At 71.7% G+C, this 20273-nt stretch carries 14 protein-coding genes; 11 read left to right on the top strand and 3 right to left on the bottom strand.

The genetic code is table 11. The features are described from left to right. The first annotated feature begins 172 nt into the window (after positions 1-172). From OG798_RS08405 to OG798_RS08375, 7 genes are all read left to right on the top strand, one after another. Positions 173-1114, top strand: coding sequence for a Zn-ribbon domain-containing OB-fold protein (locus OG798_RS08405; protein WP_097226737.1), 942 nt, complete (start codon positions 173-175; stop codon positions 1112-1114). Then, positions 1115-2170, top strand: a complete 1056-nt coding sequence (locus OG798_RS08400) for a thiolase domain-containing protein (RefSeq protein WP_267060800.1) — start codon at positions 1115-1117, stop codon at positions 2168-2170. Further along, on the top strand, positions 2167-3333 hold the full coding sequence (locus OG798_RS08395) for a thiolase domain-containing protein (RefSeq protein WP_121417265.1): 1167 nt from the start codon (positions 2167-2169) through the stop codon (positions 3331-3333). Before OG798_RS08400 ends, OG798_RS08395 begins: the two co-directional genes overlap by 4 nt. An 83-nt stretch (positions 3334-3416) precedes the next feature. Then, entirely contained in the window at positions 3417-3659 is a 243-nt protein-coding gene (locus tag OG798_RS08390) for a DUF397 domain-containing protein (RefSeq protein ID WP_054232930.1), read from the top strand. Positions 3660-3915: 256 nt separating this feature from the next. Beyond that, positions 3916-4530 (top strand): CGNR zinc finger domain-containing protein, encoded by a 615-nt coding sequence (locus tag OG798_RS08385; RefSeq protein ID WP_097226738.1) that lies wholly within the window; start codon positions 3916-3918, stop codon positions 4528-4530. Positions 4531-4681: 151 nt separating this feature from the next. After that, complete coding sequence (locus OG798_RS08380) at positions 4682-7573, top strand: ATP-binding protein (RefSeq protein WP_328756719.1); 2892 nt, start codon at positions 4682-4684, stop codon at positions 7571-7573. 196 nt (positions 7574-7769) lie between these two features. Then, positions 7770-8267 (top strand): hypothetical protein, encoded by a 498-nt coding sequence (locus tag OG798_RS08375; RefSeq protein WP_095856414.1) that lies wholly within the window; start codon positions 7770-7772, stop codon positions 8265-8267. Positions 8268-8283: 16 nt separating this feature from the next. Here the strand turns inward: OG798_RS08375 and OG798_RS08370 are convergent, their stop codons facing one another. Further along, positions 8284-9303, bottom strand: a complete 1020-nt coding sequence (locus tag OG798_RS08370) for an LLM class flavin-dependent oxidoreductase (RefSeq protein ID WP_095856415.1) — start codon at positions 9301-9303, stop codon at positions 8284-8286. Positions 9304-9578: 275 nt separating this feature from the next. Between OG798_RS08370 and OG798_RS08365 the strand changes: the two genes are divergently transcribed. The 3 genes from OG798_RS08365 (at position 9579) to OG798_RS08355 (ending at position 14982) form a co-directional block, all read left to right on the top strand. After that, a complete protein-coding gene (locus OG798_RS08365; RefSeq protein ID WP_328756718.1) occupies positions 9579-13418 on the top strand; it encodes a S8 family serine peptidase in 3840 nt (1279 codons plus the stop codon). A 135-nt stretch (positions 13419-13553) separates the two neighbouring features. After that, on the top strand, positions 13554-14558 hold the full coding sequence (locus OG798_RS08360; RefSeq protein ID WP_121417268.1) for a helix-turn-helix domain-containing protein: 1005 nt from the start codon (positions 13554-13556) through the stop codon (positions 14556-14558). A 58-nt stretch (positions 14559-14616) separates the two neighbouring features. Further along, entirely contained in the window at positions 14617-14982 is a 366-nt protein-coding gene (locus OG798_RS08355; RefSeq protein ID WP_067377714.1) for a hypothetical protein, read from the top strand. A 61-nt stretch (positions 14983-15043) separates the two neighbouring features. On the opposite strand, the gene OG798_RS08350 is transcribed toward OG798_RS08355, so the two are convergent. Both OG798_RS08350 and OG798_RS08345 read right to left on the bottom strand, forming a co-directional pair. Beyond that, entirely contained in the window at positions 15044-17023 is a 1980-nt protein-coding gene (locus tag OG798_RS08350; protein ID WP_267060796.1) for an N-acetylmuramoyl-L-alanine amidase, read from the bottom strand. A gap of 329 nt (positions 17024-17352) precedes the next feature. After that, positions 17353-18498 (bottom strand): aminoglycoside phosphotransferase family protein, encoded by a 1146-nt coding sequence (locus OG798_RS08345; protein ID WP_328756717.1) that lies wholly within the window; start codon positions 18496-18498, stop codon positions 17353-17355. A gap of 233 nt (positions 18499-18731) precedes the next feature. Between OG798_RS08345 and OG798_RS08340 the strand changes: the two genes are divergently transcribed. Further along, positions 18732-20234 (top strand): DNA-binding protein NsdB, encoded by a 1503-nt coding sequence (locus OG798_RS08340; protein WP_095856420.1) that lies wholly within the window; start codon positions 18732-18734, stop codon positions 20232-20234. Positions 20235-20273 lie beyond the last annotated feature (39 nt).

Raw genomic sequence — 20273 nt, 5'->3', positions numbered from 1 at the left:
ACAGAGGCCTTCTGTGGCCGGGAGAGGGAGACCCGAGGGCCTGGGTTCCGCCCTCGGGGGCGTGCTCGATCCTCTCCTTCCCCCCGACGGAGTCACCGCGTGCTCGATCCTCCCCCTCCCCCCGACGGAGTCGTGACGCGCACGATCCCCCTCCCCTAAGGAGACATCCGGGATGCCCGAAGTCCTCAAAGCCCCCCTCGTCGTCGAGTTCCCCTTCACCCGATCGCTCGGCCCCGTCCAGAGCGCGTTTCTCACCGGGCTGCGTGAGCGTGTCGTCCTGGGTGTGAAGACCACCGACGGCCGGACGCTCGTCCCGCCCGTCGAGTACGACCCCGTCACCGCGGAGGACCTGGACGAGCTCGTCGAGGTCGCCCCCACCGGCACCGTCACCACCTGGGCCTGGAACCACGAACCCCGTCGGGGTCAACCCCTCGACACCCCCTTCGCCTGGGCCCTGGTCCGGCTCGACGGCGCGGACACCGCCCTCCTGCACGCCCTGGACGCGCCGGGCCCCGAGGCCGTACGCACCGGTATGCGCGTGCGTGTCCGCTGGGCCGCGCAGCGCACCGGCGCCATCACCGACATCGCCTGCTTCGAGCCGTACGACGGAGACCGCCCGCAGATCGCCGGCCACGACGGGCGGTTCGAGGACATGGTCACCGGCATCGTCGCTCCCGCGCGCCTCGACTACGTCTACTCGCCCGGCCGCGCCCAGTCCGCCTACATCAACAGCCTCTCCTCACGGCGCACCGTGGGCGAGCGCTGCCCGTCCTGCCGCAAGGTGTACGTCCCGCCGAGGGGCGCGTGCCCCACCTGCGGTGTCGTCACGTCGGAGCAGGTGGAGGTGGGCCCGCGCGGCACCGTGACCACGTACTGCATCGTCAACATCAAGGCCAGGAACCTCGACATCGAAGTGCCGTACGTCTACGCGCACATCGCCCTCGACGGCGCCGACCTCGCGCTGCACGGCCGGATCGGCGGCATCCCCTACGACCAGGTGCGCATGGGGCTGCGGGTGGAGCCGGTGTGGACGGAGGGCGGCCGCTATCCCGACCACTACCGGCCCACCGGCGAACCGGACGCCGAGTACGACACGTACAAGGAGCTGTTGTAGATGCCGCCCATCAGGGACATCGCCGTCGTCGCCTTCGCGCAGAGCGACCATCTGCGCACCACCGACGAGCTCTCCGAGGTGGAGATGCTCATCCCGGTCCTGCACGCCGTCCTGGACCAGACCGGGTTGAAGACCAGCGACATCGGTTTCACCTGCTCCGGTTCGAGCGACTACCTCGCGGGCCGCGCCTTCTCCTTCACCATGGCCCTCGACGGGGTGGGCGCCTGGCCGCCGATCTCCGAGTCGCACGTGGAGATGGACGGGGCCTGGGCGCTGTACGAGGCGTGGACGAAACTGCTCACCGGGGACGCCGACACCGCGCTGGTGTACGGGTACGGGAAGTCGTCACCCGGATCCGTACGGGACGTCCTGACCCGGCAGCTCGACCCGTACTACGTCGCGCCCCTGTGGCCCGACTCCGTCGCCCTCGCGGCCCTCCAGGCGCAGGCGCTGATCGACGCCGGCGAGACCGACGAGGCCGCGCTGGCGGGGGTGGCGTCCCGCAGCCGCGCTTCGGCCGCCACCAACTCCCATGCGCAGGTGAGGGGTTCGGTGCCTCAGGGTGAGTACCTCGTACGGCCCCTGCGCGTCGGCGACTGTCCGCCCGTCGGCGACGGTGCCGCCGCCGTCATCCTCGCGGCGGGGGAGCGGGCCCGCGAGCTGTGCGAGCGGCCCGCCTGGATCCGGGGCATCGACCACCGCATCGAGGCGCACGGCCTCGGCGTGCGCGACCTGACGGACTCGCCGTCGACCCGCCTCGCCGCCGAGCGGGCCGGGGCCTTCGAACGGCCCGTCGACACCGCCGAGTTGCACGCGCCGTTCACCTCCCAGGAGGTGGTCCTGCGCAAGGCGCTGCGGCTCGGCGAGGAGGTGCGCGTCAACCCGTCGGGCGGCGCCCTCGCCGCCAACCCGATCATGGCCGCCGGGCTCATCCGCATCGGTGAGGCCGCCGCCCGCGTCCACCGGGGCGAGTCCGACCGGGCGCTCGCCCACGCCACCTCCGGGCCCTGCCTCCAACAGAACCTGGTCGCCGTACTCGAAGGGGATCCCCGATGAGCAAGGAGCCCGTGGCCGTCGTAGGCATCGGCCAGACCAAGCACGTGGCGGCCCGACGGGACGTGTCCCTCGCCGGACTCGTCCGCGAGGCCGCCGGGCGGGCGCTCGCCGACGCCGAGTTGACGTGGGCCGACATCGACGCCGTGGTCATCGGCAAGGCGCCCGACTTCTTCGAGGGCGTCATGATGCCGGAGCTGTACCTCGCCGACGCGCTCGGCGCGGTCGGCAAACCCATGCTGCGGGTGCACACGGCGGGTTCCGTCGGCGGATCCACGGCCCTGGTGGCCACGAACCTGATCGCGGGCCGCGTCCACGGCACCGTCCTGACCCTGGCCTACGAGAAGCAGTCCGAGTCGAACGCCATGTGGGGCCTCTCGCTGCCGATCCCCTTCCAGCAGCCGCTGCTGGCCGGGGCGGGCGGCTTCTTCGCACCGCACGTACGGGCGTACATGCGGCGCACCGGCGCGCCCGACACCGTCGGCTCGCTGGTCGCGTACAAGGACCGGCGCAACGCGCTGAAGAACCCGTACGCCCATCTCCACGAGCACGACATCACGCTGGAGAAGGTGCAGGCCTCACCCATGCTGTGGGACCCGATCCGCTACTCGGAGACCTGCCCGTCCTCGGACGGCGCCTGCGCGATGATCCTCACCGACCGGGCGGGGGCGGCCCGCTCGCCGAGGCCGCCCGCGTGGCTGCACGGCGGCGCCATGCGCAGCGAGCCGACCCTGTTCGCGGGCAAGGACTGTGTGTCGCCGCAGGCGGGCAAGGACTGCGCGGCCGACGTGTACCGGCAGGCGGGCATCGCGGACCCGCGCCGCGACATCGACGCTGTGGAGATGTACGTGCCCTTCTCCTGGTACGAGCCCATGTGGCTGGAGAACCTCGGTTTCGCCGAGGAGGGCGAGGGCTGGAAGCTCACCGAATCCGGTGTGACCGAGCTTGACGGGGACCTGCCCGTCAACATGTCGGGCGGTGTCCTCTCCACCAATCCGATCGGCGCCTCCGGCATGATCCGCTTCGCCGAAGCGGCACTTCAGGTGCGCGGTCAGGCGGGAGAACACCAGGTGGAAGGGGCTCGCAGGGTGCTGGGACACGCCTATGGAGGGGGATCCCAGTTCTTCTCGATGTGGCTGGTCGGGGCCGAGCCGCCCTCCTCCTGAAAGCGTCCCCCTCACGTGGCCTGTCCGCCGCCGGAACCGATCGCTAGGCTGGCGGCGGACGACGAACCGGGAGGAGCACGGACGTGGCCGAGAGCACCATCGAGCAGCACCCGCTGGCGGGGTGGGACAAGCCTGAGCTGGACCTCAGCAACGCCGAATGGCAGTCCAGCAGCCGAGGGCGGGGAGACGTCCAGATCGCTTTTGTCGAGGGCTTCATCGCGATGCGCAACAGTGGCCGCCCCGCGAGCCCTTCCTTGATCTTCACACCGGCCGAGTGGGGCGCGTTCGTGTCGGGCGCCCGCGAGGGAGAGTTCGACCTGACCTGAGCCGACCTGACCCGACCTGATGTCGAGACCATGAGCCGACGCCCCGTACGAGGAGGCGATACGCGACGTGGGTCCCGTCCCGGGGCCGGTGCCCGAGCCGGGGTCCGGTCCCAGGACGAGGCCTCCTCTTCGGGGCGGGCGATCCGTGAACGACACGGCGGCCCCGAGCGACTGAACGGTGTGGCGGCCCGGAGCGACTGAACGGCGTGGCGGCCCCGAGCGGCTAATGGGTGCACGTGTACCTATCATTACCGTCATGGCGGACTCGATCGACGCGGACACCCGGATCGCCCTGGACCTCGCCCTCACCATCCGGCACGACGGACAGGGCGGAGTGGTCGACGACCTCGCGGAACCCGGCGGACTCACCACCTGGGTGCGCGGGCACGCCGAGCTGCTGCCCGGAGCCGACGCCTTCATCGCCGACGCCACCGCGCTCGCCGCCGTACGCGACCTGCGTGCCGCGGTCCGCGCCCTGTTCGCCCGCGCCGTGCGCCCCGGCGACCCCAGCCCGGCCGACGCGGCCCGGCTGCTTCCCGTACCGCAGGCGGTGCTGTGCCTGAACACCGCCGCCGCCCTCGCTCCGACCGTCCCCGTCCTCACCTGGGACGACGGCGCCGAACCCGTCGTACGCCGGCAAGCCGTGGGCGCCGCCGCTCCTCTCCCGGCACTGCTCGCCCGCGCCGCCCTCGCCTTCCTCGCGAGCCCGGACCGGTCGCGGCTGCACGCCTGTCACGCGCCGCGCTGCGTGCGCTACTTCATCAAGGAACACCCGCGACAGGAGTGGTGCAAACCCTCGTGCGGGAACCGTGCGCGTGTCGCCCGCCATCACGAACGGCACAGGAAGTCCGCGCAGGCCGTGGGGGATTGACCGAAGAATCCGGTCGGTGGTCCGAAGCCCGCGCCGGTCGCGGCGGAAGGGCTCCCCACGAGGCGCTACGAGCGTACGCTGAGGTCCCTGGAGGTCACGGTACGCATCCGCTCCCCGCGTGGACCGCACCACCGTGGCCAGGGGGTGGATCATGGGACAGCGCGCTGTACGCAGCAGAAGGACACTCTTCGAACGAGAGGGTGAACTCGCCGCTGCCGATGAGGCGTTGAACGACCTCACCGGTCTGCGCGAGGACGGAACCGAAGCATCCGAGCGGCCCCGCGGCGCGCTCCTCGCCTTCGCCGGACGCGCCGGAATCGGCAAGACCACGCTCCTCGCCGAGGTACGGCGCCGCGCCGCGGCCCAGGGCTGCACCGTCCTGTCCGCGCGCGGCGGCGACCAGGAACAGGGCGTCGCCTTCCACGTCGCCCGCCAGCTCCTGCAACCCCAGCTCGCCGGGATCGCGGAGGCGGAACTCCGCGCCCAGCTGGGGAGTTGGTACGCGATCGTCGGCCCCGCGCTCGGCCTGTGCGCCCCGTCCGAGGGAGCCCCGCCCGACCAGCAGGGCCTGCGCGACGGCCTCGACTGGGTGCTCACCCACCTCGCGGTGCAGCGCGCCCCGATGGTGCTCGTCCTCGACGACGCGCACTGGGCCGACCCCGAGTCACTGAGCTGGCTCGCCGCCTTCGCGCCGCGCGTCGAGGAACTTCCGCTGCTGCTCGCCGTCGCCTACCGGCCCGACGAACTCCCCGACCACGCCGAGGCGTTCAGGAGCCTTCCCGGACGCGCGGGCCAGCGTCCCCTCGACCTCGAACCGCTCAGCGCCGCCGCCGTCGCCGACCTCGTCCGCGAGGACCTCGGCACCCAGGCCGACGACGTGTTCTGCCGCGAGTGCTGGGCGGTCACCGCGGGCAACCCCTTCGAGGCGGTGGAGCTGACCGCGAAGGTCCGCGACCGCGGGCTGGTCCCGACCGAGGAGGGGGCGCACCTGCTGCGCGACCTCGCCGCCGCCGTCAAGGGCAGCGGCCTGATCACCCGCCTCGAACGCCTCGGCGCCTCCACCGTGCGCTTCGCCTGGGCCTGCGCCGTCCTCGGAACCGAGATCCCGCCGACCCTGGCAGCCGCCGTGGCCGGCCTCGGTTCCGAGGAGGCCGCCGACGCCGCGGACGCCCTGCGCGGCGCCCGTATCCTCGCCGGCGTCGACACCCTGGAGTTCGTCCACCCCCTCATCGCCACCGCCGTCTACCGCGCCATCCCCGCCGCCGTCCGCGTGGCCCTGCACGGCCAGGCCGCCTGGTGCGTCATCAACGAAGGACTCGGCCCCTCGGCCGCCGCCCGCCACCTGATGGAGACCCACCCCGAGGGCGACAACTGGGTCGTCCAGCAGCTGCGCGCCGCCGCCCGCGAGACCCAGCGCGCCGGAGCCCCCGACGCCGCACGCCGCTACCTCGCCCGCGCCCTGCGCGAACCGCCGCCCCTCAAGGAGCGGGCCGCGGTTCTCCACGAACTGGGCTGCGCCTCCCTGCTCACCGAACCGGCGACCACCGTCAACCACCTCCGGGCCGCCCTCGAAGAGCCCATCACCGATCCGGAGCTGCGCCACAACATCGTCTACCGGCTGTCCCAGGTCCTCGCCCACAGCGACCGGCTCGCCGAGGCCTCCGAGACGCTGGCCCGTGAGATCCGCGTGACCGGTGACGCCCGGGTGCGGCTGCGCATGCAGTCCGAACAGTTCATGTGGGACGCCTTCCGCGCCGACGAACCCGACTCCCCGGCCCGCTCCCGCCGCCTGGCCCGCCTCGCCGACCGGCTCACCGGCCGCGACCTCACCGAGCGCTATGTCATCGGCCTGCGCGCCTGGGACGCCACCCTGCGCGGCGAGCCCGCCCACGTCGCGCTCCACCACGCCGAACGCGCCCTCGCCGGAGGGATCCGCTGGGCCGAGGCCGACCGCGGCTTCGAGGTGCCCGTCCTGGTCGCCCTCACCTTCATGTACGCCGACCGCCCGGGCCGCACCGAGGAACTGTTCGCCGCCGGGATCGCCGACTTCGAGTCCCAGGGCTGGCACGGCGCGCATCTCTCCTTCGGCTACACCCTCCTCGGATACGTCCGCTACCGCCGCGGCCGACTCGCCGAGGCCGAGGACTTCGCCCGCGCGGGCCTCAGGCTCGCCGAACGCGTCGGCGCCAAAACCCCCGTCCACTGGTACGCCGTCGGTGTCATCATCGAGATCCTGCTCGCCCGCGGCCGTGTCACCGAGGCCGCCCAGATCGGCGAGGACCACGCGTTCGGCGCGCCCTTCCCGGCGGCCGTCACCTTCCCCGACGTCCAGACCGTGCACGGCGAACTGCTGCTCGCCCGCGGTCTCACCAAGGAGGCCGCCGCCGAGCTCGAAGCGGCCGGACGCCGCCTGGACCCGCGCGGCATGCGCAACCCCTCCTGGTGTCCCTGGCAGCTCCACCTCGCCCGCGCCGAACGGCACGACGCGCCGGAACGCGCCGTCGCCACGGCACTCGAAGCGGTGCACCGCGCCCGCCAGTTCGGCGCCCCCTCGGCCGTCGGACAGGCGCTACGGGCCGCCGCGGACGTCTCCTCCGGCTCGACCCGCGTCAAGTTCCTCGAAGAGTCCGTCAGCCATCTGGAGCGCTCCCCGGCCGCCTACGAACTGGCCTGCGCGCTGGTCGCCCTGGGCACCGAACTGCGCCGCTCGGGCTCGCCCAAGGAAGCCGCCGAACACCTCTACCGGGGACTGGACGCGGCCATGCAGTGCGGCGCCGACGGCCTCGGCGACGAGGCCCGCGCCGAGCTGGCCGCCGCCGGACTGCGCCCGCGCCGCCTGCACAGCACCGAGACGGACACCCTCACCGCCCCTGAACGCGCGGCCGCCGCGCTCACCGCCCGGGGCCGCACCACGACCGAGGTCGCCGAGGAACTGGGGACCGAGGAGCCGGCCGTCGTCCGCCTGCTCTCGGCGGTCTACCGGAAGCTGGGCACGGACCGTACGGGACTGGCGGCGGCGCTGGGCCGGCAAACGGTCCGGTAGCCACACGCGACCGGTCCGCCAATCATCCACGAACCGGGTCCGGCGACCATCCACAACCGGGTCCGGCAACCGCGCACAGCCGGGTCCGGCAGCCATACACAGCGGGGTCAGGCGGCCATGCACAGCGGGGTCCGGGGGCCACGCACGGGGGACGCCCCCGAGGCCCGGTTCGCGCCCGGGCACGTACCATTGCGGCATGTCCTTCCTCCGCCGCCGCAGCGCCACGCCCGCCGGGCCCGACTTCGACGTTCTGGCCATGGATCCGGGTGACTGGCCGGGCAATCTCGGCGCGGGTCTGCTGCCCGCCCCCGACGGCAGCTGCCAGGGTGTCTTCCTGCGCTACGACCTGTTCGGCGGCCGTGGCCCCGCGATGATCATCGGCAATCTGCCCGAGGGCTCCCCGGCCCGCGAGGTCGCCGAGGACGAGATCCCGTTCGAGGTGGCCCAGCTGCTGCTGGCGCTGGAGAACGACGAGGAGGTCACCGTCACCGGGACCGAGGACATGCCGGTGATGCAGGGCGACGGTCTCCTCATCGTGCGCCGTCTCAAGCTGTCCGAGACCCGCATCTCCTGCGTGCAGTTCGACCGCAGCGACAACGTCCTGGTGACCATCGCCGCCTGGGACCGTCCCATCACCGACGACCTGTACGCCCTGCTGAAGCCGCTGCCCCCGGAGCTTTTCCAGCAGGGCTGAGGCCCCGGCGCCGCGTTCAGGCGGCCGGCTGCCACCCGAGTGCCGGACCGAGCCGGGTGGCGATGTCGGTGAGGATCTGCACGTAGTCCTCGTGCCCGAAGGTGAACGGCAGCGCGAACGCGACCTCGTCGACCTCCCGGAACGCGGCGTGGGCGTACAGCCGTTCGGCGATCTCCTCGGAGGTGCCGACGAGATCGGGCGCGAACATCATCCGGGCCGGGCCCTGCGGGGTCGCGGTGCGAGGAGTGCGCTTCAGGGCGTACTCCTCGTACTTCTCGCGTTGCTCGGGTGAGGCGCTGTCGGTGGGGATGACGACGAGGCCCTGGGAGACCCGGGCACGGTCGCCGTCGGGGTGGTGGGCGCGGAACGTCCGGATGTGCGACCGCTGGATCTCGGCGAAGTCCTCGGACTCCTCCGCCTTGACGACACTGCTGGTCAGCAGGTTCATCCCGTGCTCGCCCGCCCACTGCGCGGAGCGCAGGCTGCCGCCCCCGTACCACATGCGCCGGCCCAGACCCGCGGCGTGCGGCTGGACGCGGTCGGAGAACACCTCGAAGCCCTCGACGCCACTGAAGTCGGTCGCCGACTTGCCGCGCACGAAGTCCAGCAGCCGTTCCACGCGGGCGTAGCTGAAGTCCTCGACGTCGCCGGTGTCGGGGTAGAGGGCCTGCTTGACCTGGTCGTAGTGCATCGGCGGGCCGACGCTGACGCCCGGGTTGAGGCGGCCCCCGGACAGGATGTCGACCGTGGCGAGATCCTCGGCCAGCCGCAGCGGGTTCTCCCACCCCACCGGGATGACCGCCGTCCCCAGCTCGATCCGGCTGGTGCGCTGCGAGGCCGCCGCCAGCACGGCCACGGGGGAGGAGATCCCGTACTGGAGATGACGGTGTCGCACCCACGCGCTGTCGAATCCCAGCCGCTCACCGAGCTCGATGATCTCCAGCGTCGACTCGTGACCACGCCGCGGGTCGGCCTCGTCGAACAGCCCGATGGTCAAGAAGCCCAGCTTCCGCAAGGGGTGTGAGGGCAGTGGCACGAGGCTCCTCCAACGTTCGCGACGATCTCTGTTGAACAGATGATCTCTGTTGAACAGTCGAACGTCAGCGCCACGGCGGCTATGCCCAGGGAAGCAGGCGTCTTCCGTGTTCCCGCCCCGACCTCCGCGCGGTCCGCGGGGTGGCGCGGTTGCGACATGTCCCATCCGCGCCACCGGGAAACGGTGACATCGCGTCCGGCGGCGGCGGATTCTGTGCAGCACCCGCATGAAGATCTCCTCACGCGCACAACCATGCACGGAAAGGTGCTGATCTGATGAGACGCATCCGCCTCGCGGCGGTGATATCCGCCGGCCTGGCGCTGACCGCCGGCGGCGTGCCATCGGCGGCCGGCGCGGCTGGAGTGTCCAGTACGGCCGGGACGACCACGACGGCAGCGCCAGCCACGACGGCAACGGCAGCCACGGCTGTCTCGGCGGGAGGCTCGGCCGGCGGCACCGTCACCGTGCGGCTGATCACCGGCGACCGGGTGACCGTCACGACGGACGGTGACGGCAAGCGGATCGCCGCCGTCGAGCCCGGCAGCGGCAGGCGCGGCATCCTGTTCCGGACCGTGGAACAGGACGGTGACCTGACGGTTCTGCCCTCCGACGCCCAGGACCTGGTCTCCGCCGGGCGCCTGGACCGGCAGCTCTTCAACGTCAGCGCACTCATCAAACAGAAGTACGACGCGGCGCACACCGACACGCTCCCCCTGATCATCGGCCGGCCGGACGGTGTCCCGGCCTCCGCGGTGCGCAGGCTCACCACGCTGACCGAGGACGACGCGCCCGCCCGCACGCTGGACAGCATCGACGCGCAGGCGGTCCGGATCTCCGACGACGACCTGGACCGGTTCTGGAAGCAACTCGCCCCCGCCCCGGACAGGGTGAGCGCCGCGGGCGTGGCCGCCACGCCCAGGATCTGGCTGGACGGCCGGGTGGACGCCACCCTCGACCGCAGCACCGGACAGATCAACGCCCCGGCGGTCTGGAAGGCCGGGTACGACGGCACGTCCGTCAAGGTCGCGGTACTCGACACGGGTGTCGACCGGACCCACCCGGACCTGGCCGGACGCATCAGCCAGGCGAAGGACTTCTCGGGCAGCTCCGGGACCGGTGACGTCTTCGGCCATGGCACCCACGTCGCCTCCACGGTCGGCGGGACCGGCGCCGCGTCCGGCGGCACCCGCAAGGGGGTGGCACCGGGCGCCGACCTGCTGATCGGCAAGGTTCTCGGGGACGACGGCTACGGAACCGAGTCGCAGGTCATCGACGGCATGGAGTGGGCCGCCGCCGAGGGCGCCAAGGTCGTCAACATGAGCCTGGGCTCGGACGAAGTCAGCGACGGCACCGACCCGATGAGCCTCGCCCTCGACGAACTCAGCAGCACCAGTGGCGCCCTGTTCGTGGTGGCGGCCGGCAACAGCGGAGAGCAGGGCGCGGGAACCATCGGCTCGCCCGGCGCCGCGGACGCCGCACTGACCGTGGGCGCGGTGGACCGCGACGACTCACTCGCCCCGTTCTCCAGCCGCGGTCCACGCCACGGCGACCGCGCGGTCAAGCCCGATGTCACCGCGCCGGGCGTGGGCATCGTCGCGGCCCGCGCGGCGGGCACCACCATGGGCGAACCGGTGGACCAGTACTACGTGGCCGCTTCCGGTACGTCGATGGCCACTCCGCATGTGGCGGGTGCCGCCGCCCTGCTCGCCCAGGCGCATCCGACCTGGAGCGGACAGCGGCTCAAGGACGCGCTCATCAGCACGGCGCACACCGTCGGGGGACAGCAGGCGACCGAGGAGGGCGGCGGCCGCGTCGACGTGGCCGCGGCGGCGCTCGGACCGGTCACCGCCACCGGGAGTGTGGCCCTGGGACCCTACGGGACCGGCGGCGACAACGGCGCCCCGCGCACGGCCACCGTCCGCTACACCAACACCTCGGACAAGGACGTCACCCTCGCGCTCGCCGCCCGCCTCGCCACCACCGGTGGCCGGGAACTCACGACCGGTGCGCTGCGACTCGGCTCCGACGCGGTGCGGATCGCCGCCGGTGCCACCGTGGACGTGCCGCTGACGGTGGACCCCTCCCGGGCCGGCCGGGGCGACTACTACGGCTATGTCACCGCCACCACGACCGACGGCGCGGTCAAGGTCCACACCACGGTGAGCGTCGTGGTGCACGGCCCCACCCACAAGCTCACCGTCACCACCTACGACCACGACGGGAACCGCGTCCCGGCACTGCCCACCATCTGGGGCACGGACGGATTCGTCGACTACGTCAGCACCGAGCCCGCTGTCGCCGAAGTCGAGGAAGGCACCTATCAACTCGACTACTCCAGCCTGGACACGGCCGACGACGGACAGGAACTGCGCCACGTCGTCCTGCCGGAGGTGAAGGTCACCAAGGACACGGCCGTCACCCTGGACGCGCGCAAGACCACCAAGGTCGACATCCGCACGCCGCGGCCCGCCGAACAGCGCGGCATCCTCGACTACCAGACCTACCGGCAGATCGACGGACACAGCCTGCTCCAGGGCACGATGTACTTCGACGTGGCCAAGCGGCTCTACGTCAGCCCCACCGCCGCCGTCACCGACGGAACCTTCGAGTTCGCCTCGCGCTGGCAGCTGGTCGCCCCGCTGCTCGAGGCGAAGGTGTCGGGCAGCGACCTCGCCCTCAATCCGTACTACATGCCGAGTTCGCCGCTGTTCGACGCCGGCGGCACCACCTTGACCGCCGTGGACGCGGGCACCTTCGCCGAGCCCGACTTCAGCCGGGCCCGCGGCAAACTCGCGATCGTCCGCAACGAAGAGGGCACGGACGAGCGGGAGTTGACCCGGAAGGCGGCCGCTGCGGGCGTACGCGGACTGCTGATGACCCACTTCGCCGACATCGCCTGGACGCGCTGGAGCCCCGACGGCGAACGCACCGCCGTGCCGACCGTCCGCGTCGGCACGGCGGTGGGCGCCGCCCTGCTCGACCGGCTGAAGAAGCACCCGACCACCACCGTCAGGTTCACCGGAACGGCGAAGAGCCCGTACCTCTACGACGTCATGCAGACGTCGTCCCAACAGATACCCCGGCAGGTCGTGTACACGGTGTCCGAGCGCAACAGCGCGGTGCTGCGGACCACCTACGCCGACAACGGAGGAGCGCCCTGGGCCAGTGAACAGCGGTTCGCCCGGCGCCCCTACCAGGACACCGCCTGGCTGCAGTACACCCGCTATGTGCCGACGGGCTTCGTACGCACCGAGTACGTCAGCGCGAACGGCACGACCTGGCTCCACCGGGTGCATCACACGACCACGTTCGACGTCGACATGCCGCTGGCCGTGGGCATGAACGACGCGCCCCGCATCTACCGGCCCGGCGAGCACCTCGACGAGCGCTGGCAGGGGGCAGTGGTGCGCCCCTCGATCCCCCGGGGCACCACGACGCCCTCGGTACGGACCGGAGACGTACTGGCCCTGCGTATCCCGGAGTTCACCGACTCCACGGCGGGTCACTGGTCACGGCTGCTCGCCGGTGACGGCGGCGGGGTGGGCGGACTCGCCACGGCGGCCGACGCGCCGGGCGGTGACACGGCAGCCGCGGCGCTCTACCGCGACGGGGTGAAGGTCGCCGACGCCGACAGCGCCTGGACCGATTTCGAGGTCTCCCCGGGCGCAGCCGACTACCGGCTGGACCTGACGACCTCGCGCGTGGACGACGAGTGGGCGTTCGCCGCCCGTACGGACACCTCCTGGTCCTTCCGCTCCGCGACCACGGCCATGGCGACACCGCTGTCCCTGCTGCAACTCGACTACGACGTACCGGTCGACGCGCACAACGCGGTGGGAGCCGGGCGGACGCACACCATCGGCCTGGCCGTCCGCGCCCAGGACGGGCAGCCCGCCCCGCGCGGAGTGTCCCTGCGCGTGGAGGTGTCCTACGACGACGGCAGGCACTGGGGCGGTGCGGCGGTCCGCGGCCGCGGGCACAACGCCTTCCGGGCCACCGTCACCAGGCCCTCCGGCCACGGCGACGCGTACGTGACCCTGCGGGTCACGGCGCGGGACCGGCTCGGCAACAGTGTCCGACAGACGGTGCAACGCGCCTACCTGCAACGGGGGTAGACACCGCTGCGCACAGCGAGCACAGCGCGCAAGGCGGGTGCACGGCGGAGCGACGCGGCCGTGCACCCGCCGCCCGTCCACACGGATGCAGTACGGTGTGCAACCGTTGGACGGGGTGGGACCAAGGAGAGCGCCGTGACACTGGAAGCCGCCGGGGTCACCGATGCCGAGGAGTCCGCCTACCGGATCCTGGTGACGATGAGCAACGCCTCGGCGGGCGAATTCGCGATCCGCTCGGGTGCCACCACCGCGGACGCCGCACAGATCCTCGAGGCGCTCACGGCCAGGGGACTGGCCAGTCACACCGACGGATCACCACGGCTCTACCGGGCCACACCACCCGATGTGGCCCTCATGCCCCGGCTCAAACGCAACGCCGACGCCCTCGACCAGGCCCGCGCCACGGCCACCGCCCTCCTGGCGACCTACCGGAACACCATGCGCCGGCGCGACGCAGGCGAACTCATCGAGGTGATCACCGGGGCGGACGCGCTGCGCCAGCACCTCCGCCGCATCCAGGCGGACACCCAGGACGAGATGCTGTGGTTCTGCAAGGCCCAGTACGTCGCCATGCCATCGGGCAGCAACGAGGCGGAGTTCGACGCCCTGGCCCGCGGGGTGCGCTATCGGGTCCTCTACGAGAAGGCGTTCTTCGACGACGAGGGAGCCGTGGACAACGTTATCGAGGGCGTACGGGCGGGTGAAGTCGCCCGCGCGGTACCCCATCTGCCCCTGCGGCTCGCCGTGTCCGACCGTGCCATCGCCATCTGCCCCCTCGTACCCGGTGGTCCGCAAGGCAGCCCCGAGGAACCCACCGCGGCCCTGGTGCGCGACAGCAGCCTCCTCGCCGCGCTCATCGCACTCTTCGAACGCTACTGGGACGACGCCGTCCCCCTGCACGTCGACGACACCGGAACGGTCAGCGGCACTGACGGGACATCCGACGCCGACTCCCTCTCCACCACGGACCGGCGGCTGCTCTCCCTGCTCGTCGCAGGCGTCACGGACAAGGCGATCGCTTCGCAACTGGGCCTGAGCAGGCGTACGGTCCAACGTCATATCCAGCAACTGATGACGTTCGCCGGGGCGGCCACCCGTATGCAACTGGCCTGGCAGGCCGCTCGCCGGGACTGGGTGTAGCGGAGATGGGCCCGGCGCCCGTCTCCGGGCAGTACGCCCGCCACCGATAGGAGTCCCCATGACCGACGGTTCACTCATCGTGGAAAGCCTGAAGGTCGGCACCCATCTGAAGGACCTGCGGATAGAGGCCCGGGAGATCTATCGGTTCCGTCCGCAGAACGTCGGGGCGGGGCAGCCGGACGTCTGGACGGTCATCGAGTTCAGCGTGGCGGCGGCACGCGCGGCGGAGGTCGCGGAGGCGATTTCGGGGGCCTTGGACCAGCCCGGCTGGTACGCGGATCTGCGGTCCGCCGACGAGACGTTCGTGGTGTTCCCGGGGCGCGTTCTGCGTTATGCGCGGGGCGACCGCGCGGCCCGGGCCGAGGCGCGGGCGGTGGGCTGGACCTTCGGGGTGCCAGAACACCAGCTCGACTGGTCGGAGTGACGACGGTACGGCAGCCGGGGCCGGGACGCTGTCCGCGGCCCCGGCCCCCGCTGCCCGGCTCCTATGCGTGCGAGCGCGTCAGGTTCACGTCCGCCGCCCGCACGAACGCCACCCGGTGGCCGAACTGGATCTCGTAGTACATGTCCTTGCCGATCACGACCTTGTGCGGGGCCGTGTCGAACGTCGGCGCGTAGAAGTACTCGCCCGGCACCTTGTCGCCGACCGCGTACTTCTGGCCTGCCGGGATCTTGTACGGCAGCGGCGAGACGGCCTGGACGGGCACGCCCGCGGGGTACGCCGCCGCCTCCGGGTAGGCACGCCCGTACACGGGGATCGCCGTGACGCCGGCCTTGGGGGTCACGACCTGACCCGAGGCGTTCACGGCCGTCGGCCGACTCTGCGGGTTCTTGAACCAGGCCTTCTGGCCCAGGTACCAGATCGCCGTCCAGTCGCCGGCACGGTCCGCGACCGCGTACCGCTGTCCGGTGGAGACCCGGGAACCCACGTCGTTCACGTCGATCGTCGAGTCGTTGCCGTTGGGACGCAGCCCGATGTCCTTGATCAGGGGCGAGGTCTCGTCCGCCCGGGAGTAGAGCCGCACCTCGCTGGAACCGTGCGCCGCGCAGGTCTCGCCGCTGGTGACACAGCCCGTGTACCGGGGTTGGTTCTGCGCGAAGTCCGGCAGCACGGTGACCAGACCGCCGCTCGTCTTCGTCGCAGGCTTGAAGGGGTGGCCGAGCAGGGTGAAGTAGTGCTGCCAGTCCCAGTACGGGCCCGGGTCCGTGTGCATGCCGGGGATGGTCGACGTGGTCGGACCGGGCACGTTCTCGTGGCCCAGGATGTGCTGGCGGTCCAGCGGAACGCGGTACTTGTCGGCGAGGTAGTTCACCAGCCGCGCCGAGGCGCGGTACATCGCCTCCGTGTACCAGGCGTCCGGCGAGGCGAGGAATCCCTCGTGTTCCAGGCCGATCGACTTGGCGTTGATGTACCAGTTCCCCGCGTGCCAGGCCACGTCCTTCGCCTTCACATGCTGGGCGATGTGACCGTCGGTCGAGCGCAGGGTGTAGTTCCACGACACGTAGGCCGGGTCCTGGACCAGCTTCAGAGAGCCGTCCCAGGTGCCCTCCGTGTCATGGATGACGATGTACTTGATGCTCTGCGACGCGGGCCGGTCACCGAGGTCGTGGTTCCCGTAGTCACTGCCGCCGAACTCGGTGTACGGAGCTGGGATCCACTCGCAGGACACGGACGTGGGGCACTCGGTGTTCGCGGCGGAGACGGTACGCAGCCCGGCCCGCCGCAGCTGCGCGGTGTCGGGGCTCAGTCCGGGCCGGGCGGTGAGCACGACCTGCTGACCGGCGTCCGTGGTGCGCTCCTCGCCCTGGCGGATCACCTCGTAGACGTCATTGGCGTAGGTCGCCGCGGTCGCGGTGTCGTCCGCGCCGGAGAAGCGTGCCACCGCGCCGTACCAGTCGGCCGCGTCGTCACTCAGCGGCTCGCCGAGGTCCTTCTGCTCGGCGGCGAGGAGCGCGGCCCCGCCCGCCACGTTCGCGGCGGCGTCGATACGCAGCCGCTCCTCGGGCAGGCCGGTGAGCCGGGCCGCCTTCGGCAACGTCTTCAGCCGGTCGGGGAGTTGGGAGTCCTGTGGCACCTGGGTGGTGGGCAGCAGGGGCGGGCGCGAGCTGTCGCCACGGGCGTCCTCCGTGCCCTCGCTGTGGTGCGGGGCCTTCGCGATCGCCGTCCGCGCGTCGGTGAGGTGCATGGGGCCGTAGCCGCCGCTGACGCTCGACGCGCCCTCGTGCGCGTCCCAGCGGGACTGGAGGTAGGAGACGCCGAGCAGGACGCTCAGCGGCACGTGGTACTCGGTGGCAGCGTCGGCGAAGGCCTGCTGGAGCTCCGCGGAGGACGCCTGCGCGTTGCTGCTCGACGGGGCCGCGCCGAGCAGCGGCAACAACAGCGCCGCCGAGGCGACGGCGCCCGCGGTGCGGCGCGCGCGTCTGTGCCCGGCAGTGGCCTCGGGGTCGATGAGAGATCCTCGCAATGCAGCCTCCTGGGACGGTCGAGCGCGGTGGGGCGTGCGGGGCCGATCGTGGGTCAGTGGTATCGGCTCTCCGACGATCCGTCAATCTTGCCCAGGAACAGGCGATTTCCCTTGTCAAGACGGGACGAACGGGTTTTCGTGGCGGCAGCGGGACGGCCTGCAAGGCGTCAGTGGAGTGGACCCCTGGCGCGAACGGGTGAAGATGCCCGGGGGAGAGATACCGACGGGGGAAGAGCCGCTCGCCGTACATCGGTGCCGCACGGCAGGTCCCGCACGACGAAGGCCCGCGGCGCGCCGCCGTTCAGGCGCACCGCGGGCCTTCGTCCCCGTCAACGAGTGCCGACCGCCGCTCGAACGGCCCGACGGGCCATCTGGCAGTCGTCGTGCAGCCGCCGCAGCAGCAGCCGCTGTTCCTCGCCGGACGGCGCAGCACCCGGATGGGCCGGTCCCGGTGCCGCCGGGGTCGAGTCGTGCATCGAACGCTGCACGGCCGTCTCGTACGTACGGATCTCCCGGGTCAGTACGAGCATCAGGTTCACCAGGAAGGCGTCACGCGCCGCGGGACCGGCGGACTGCGCGAGCTGACTGATCTGACGGCGCGCCACGGGAGCGTCACCGAGGACCGCCCACAGCGTCGCCAGGTCGTAGCCCGGCAGGTACCAGCCCGCGTGCTCCCAGTCCACCAGTACGGGACCGGCCGGTGAGAGCAGGATGTTCGACAGCAACGCGTCCCCGTGACAGAACTGGCCCATGCCCTGCTGGCCCGCCGAGTGCGCGATGCCGTGCACCAGCTTCTGCAGATCGCCCATGTCCCGGTCCGTGAGCAGACCCAGCTCATGGAAACGGGAGATCCGCTCCGCGTAGTCCAGCGGGGCGTCGAACGTCCCCGCCGGCGGCCGCCACGCGTTCAGCCGACAGATCGCACCCAGTGCCGCCCGGATGTCCGCGCGGGGCGGCGCCTCCGCCGGGTGCCGCTGCAGCGCGGCCACCCGTCCCGGCATCCGCTCGATCACGAGGGTGCAGTTGTCCGGGTCCGCCGCGATCAGCCGGGGCACCCGGACCGGCGGCCGATGCCGCACGAACGACCGGTATGCCGCTATTTCGTGCCTGATCCGCTCCGACCAGATCGGGGAGTGGTCCAGTAAACACTTGGCGACTGCCGTGCTGCGCCCCGTCGTGCCGACGAGGAGCACGGAGCGCCCGCTGCGGCGCAGTACCTGGACCGGAGCGAACTCCGGACAGATCCGGTGCACCGACGCGATCGCCGTGCGCAGCTGCGCGCCCTGGGGGCCGGACAAGTCGAGTCTCCCGCTGAGCGGTTGGGTGCCGAGCCCCGGAACGCGCCGCGTCCTGCCGGCGCCGAGCACGGGGGCCGCCGGTCGAGCGGGGTCGAGGTAGGGGCCGCTGCCCGCCGCCGCCGGGCGGGGGTGAAGCGACCGGGGCGGAGCGGACACGGAGGACGATGCTGTGTACATGGGCGAAACAGATCCCTTCGTGTGCCTGCAAGTTGCCGCGCTACCCGCCCCGGCCGCCCTGGTACACCCTGGGGGAATGTCCCTCGGCAACCGGGTCGGGGTGGCGCTTTCCTACCTGACACCGGATGCCCAGTGGCAGACCATCTGGCGCACCCTGGCGAACCCTGGCGAATAGTCGCTCAGCAACTGACAGAGGGTTACTGTCAACTCAGCCGAGAACCTGGGGGCTTGACGTGAACGGACAACCCAACACTCGTCTGTCGGATCTGTTCGGCCTGGCCGGCTGGTCCAAGGGCGAACTCGCGAGGCTGGTCAACAAGCAGGCGGCGGCCATGGGTCACCCCCAGCTGGCGACCGACACCTCACGGGTGCGGCGTTGGATCGACATGGGAGAGATCCCGCGCGATCCGGTTCCGCGAGTGCTGGCGGCTCTTTTCACCGAGCGTCTCGGCCGTGTCGTGACCATTGAGGACCTCGGTCTGGTGCGGCACGGGCGTGTGGGGAAACGGCCGGGCGGCGGGAATGTGGAACATCCCGACGGTGTGCCGTGGGCGCCCGAGCGAACCGCTGCGGTCCTCACCGAATTCACGGGAATGGACCTCATGCTCAACCGACGCGGCTTGGTGGGCGCGGGTGCCGCGCTCGCCGCGGGATCCGCACTCAGCAGTGCCATGCACGACTGGCTCCACACCGATCCGGCCCTCGTGGCCGACGCCCCTGTAGTCGACAATCCCCTGCACGCCGACCCCGCTGGGTTCGACCGTTACGAGGCCGCCCCCATCGGGTCGCAGGAGATCGAGGAACTGGAGCGCTCGGTCGAGGTGTTCCGGGCCTGGGACGCGGCCCGCGGCGGCGGGTTGCAACGCAAGGCCGTGGTGGGCCAGCTCAACGAAGTGGGAGGCATGCTCTCCTACCGACACCCTGACCATCTGCAGCGCCGCCTGTGGGGCGTCGCCGCCAATCTCGCCGTCCTCGCGGGCTGGATGTCGCACGACGTCGGCCTGGAGCCCACGGCCCAGAAGTACTTCGTCATCGCCGCGCACGCGGCCAGAGAAGGCGGCGACCGGCCGCGCGCCGGGGAGGCGCTCTCCCGCGCCGCCCGTCAGATGGTGCACCTGGGCCGGCCCGACGACGCCCTGGACCTGATGAAGCTCGCCAAGTCGGGCTCGGGTTCCGAGATGTTGCCGCGCACCCGCGCCATGCTCTGCACGATCGAGGCCTGGGCTCAGGCGTCGATGGGCAAGGGCCAGGCCATGCGGCGCACCCTGGGAGAGGCGGAGGACCTCTTCGTCTCCGACAAGGGTGATGTGCCACCGCCGAGCTGGATGCAGATGTTCGACGAGGCGGACATGCACGGCATGCAGGCCCTGGCCTACCGGACGCTCGCGGAGCACGATCCGGCCGCGGCGACCACGGCGCAGCGCCACGCGAAGGCAGCGTTGCATCTGCGGGAGAACGGGCGGCAGCGGTCACAGATCTTCGACTGGCTGTCGCTGGCCTCGGCGTGCTTCATCGCGGACGACCCCGAGCAGGCGGACCGCTATGCCCGGCTGGCCCTGGTGTCGATGGGAGCGAACTCCTCCCACCGCACCTGGGACCGACTGCGGGAGATGTACCGGCTCACCGCCGAGTACTCCGGCTTTCCGAAGATCCACGAACTGCGTGAGGAGATCCAACTCGCCCTCCCCAAGAGCTCGCTCAGGCCGAAGCGCGGGGGCACCACCACACAGGCATGAACACTCCTTGCCTGTGTGCGGAAAGGGTTCCGGGTCGGG

The organism is Streptomyces sp. NBC_00271, assembly GCF_036178845.1.
Classification (GTDB): Bacteria; Actinomycetota; Actinomycetes; order Streptomycetales; family Streptomycetaceae; genus Streptomyces.
The sequence above is the reverse complement of the archived record's forward strand: the minus strand, read 5'-3'. Positions and strand labels throughout refer to the sequence as shown.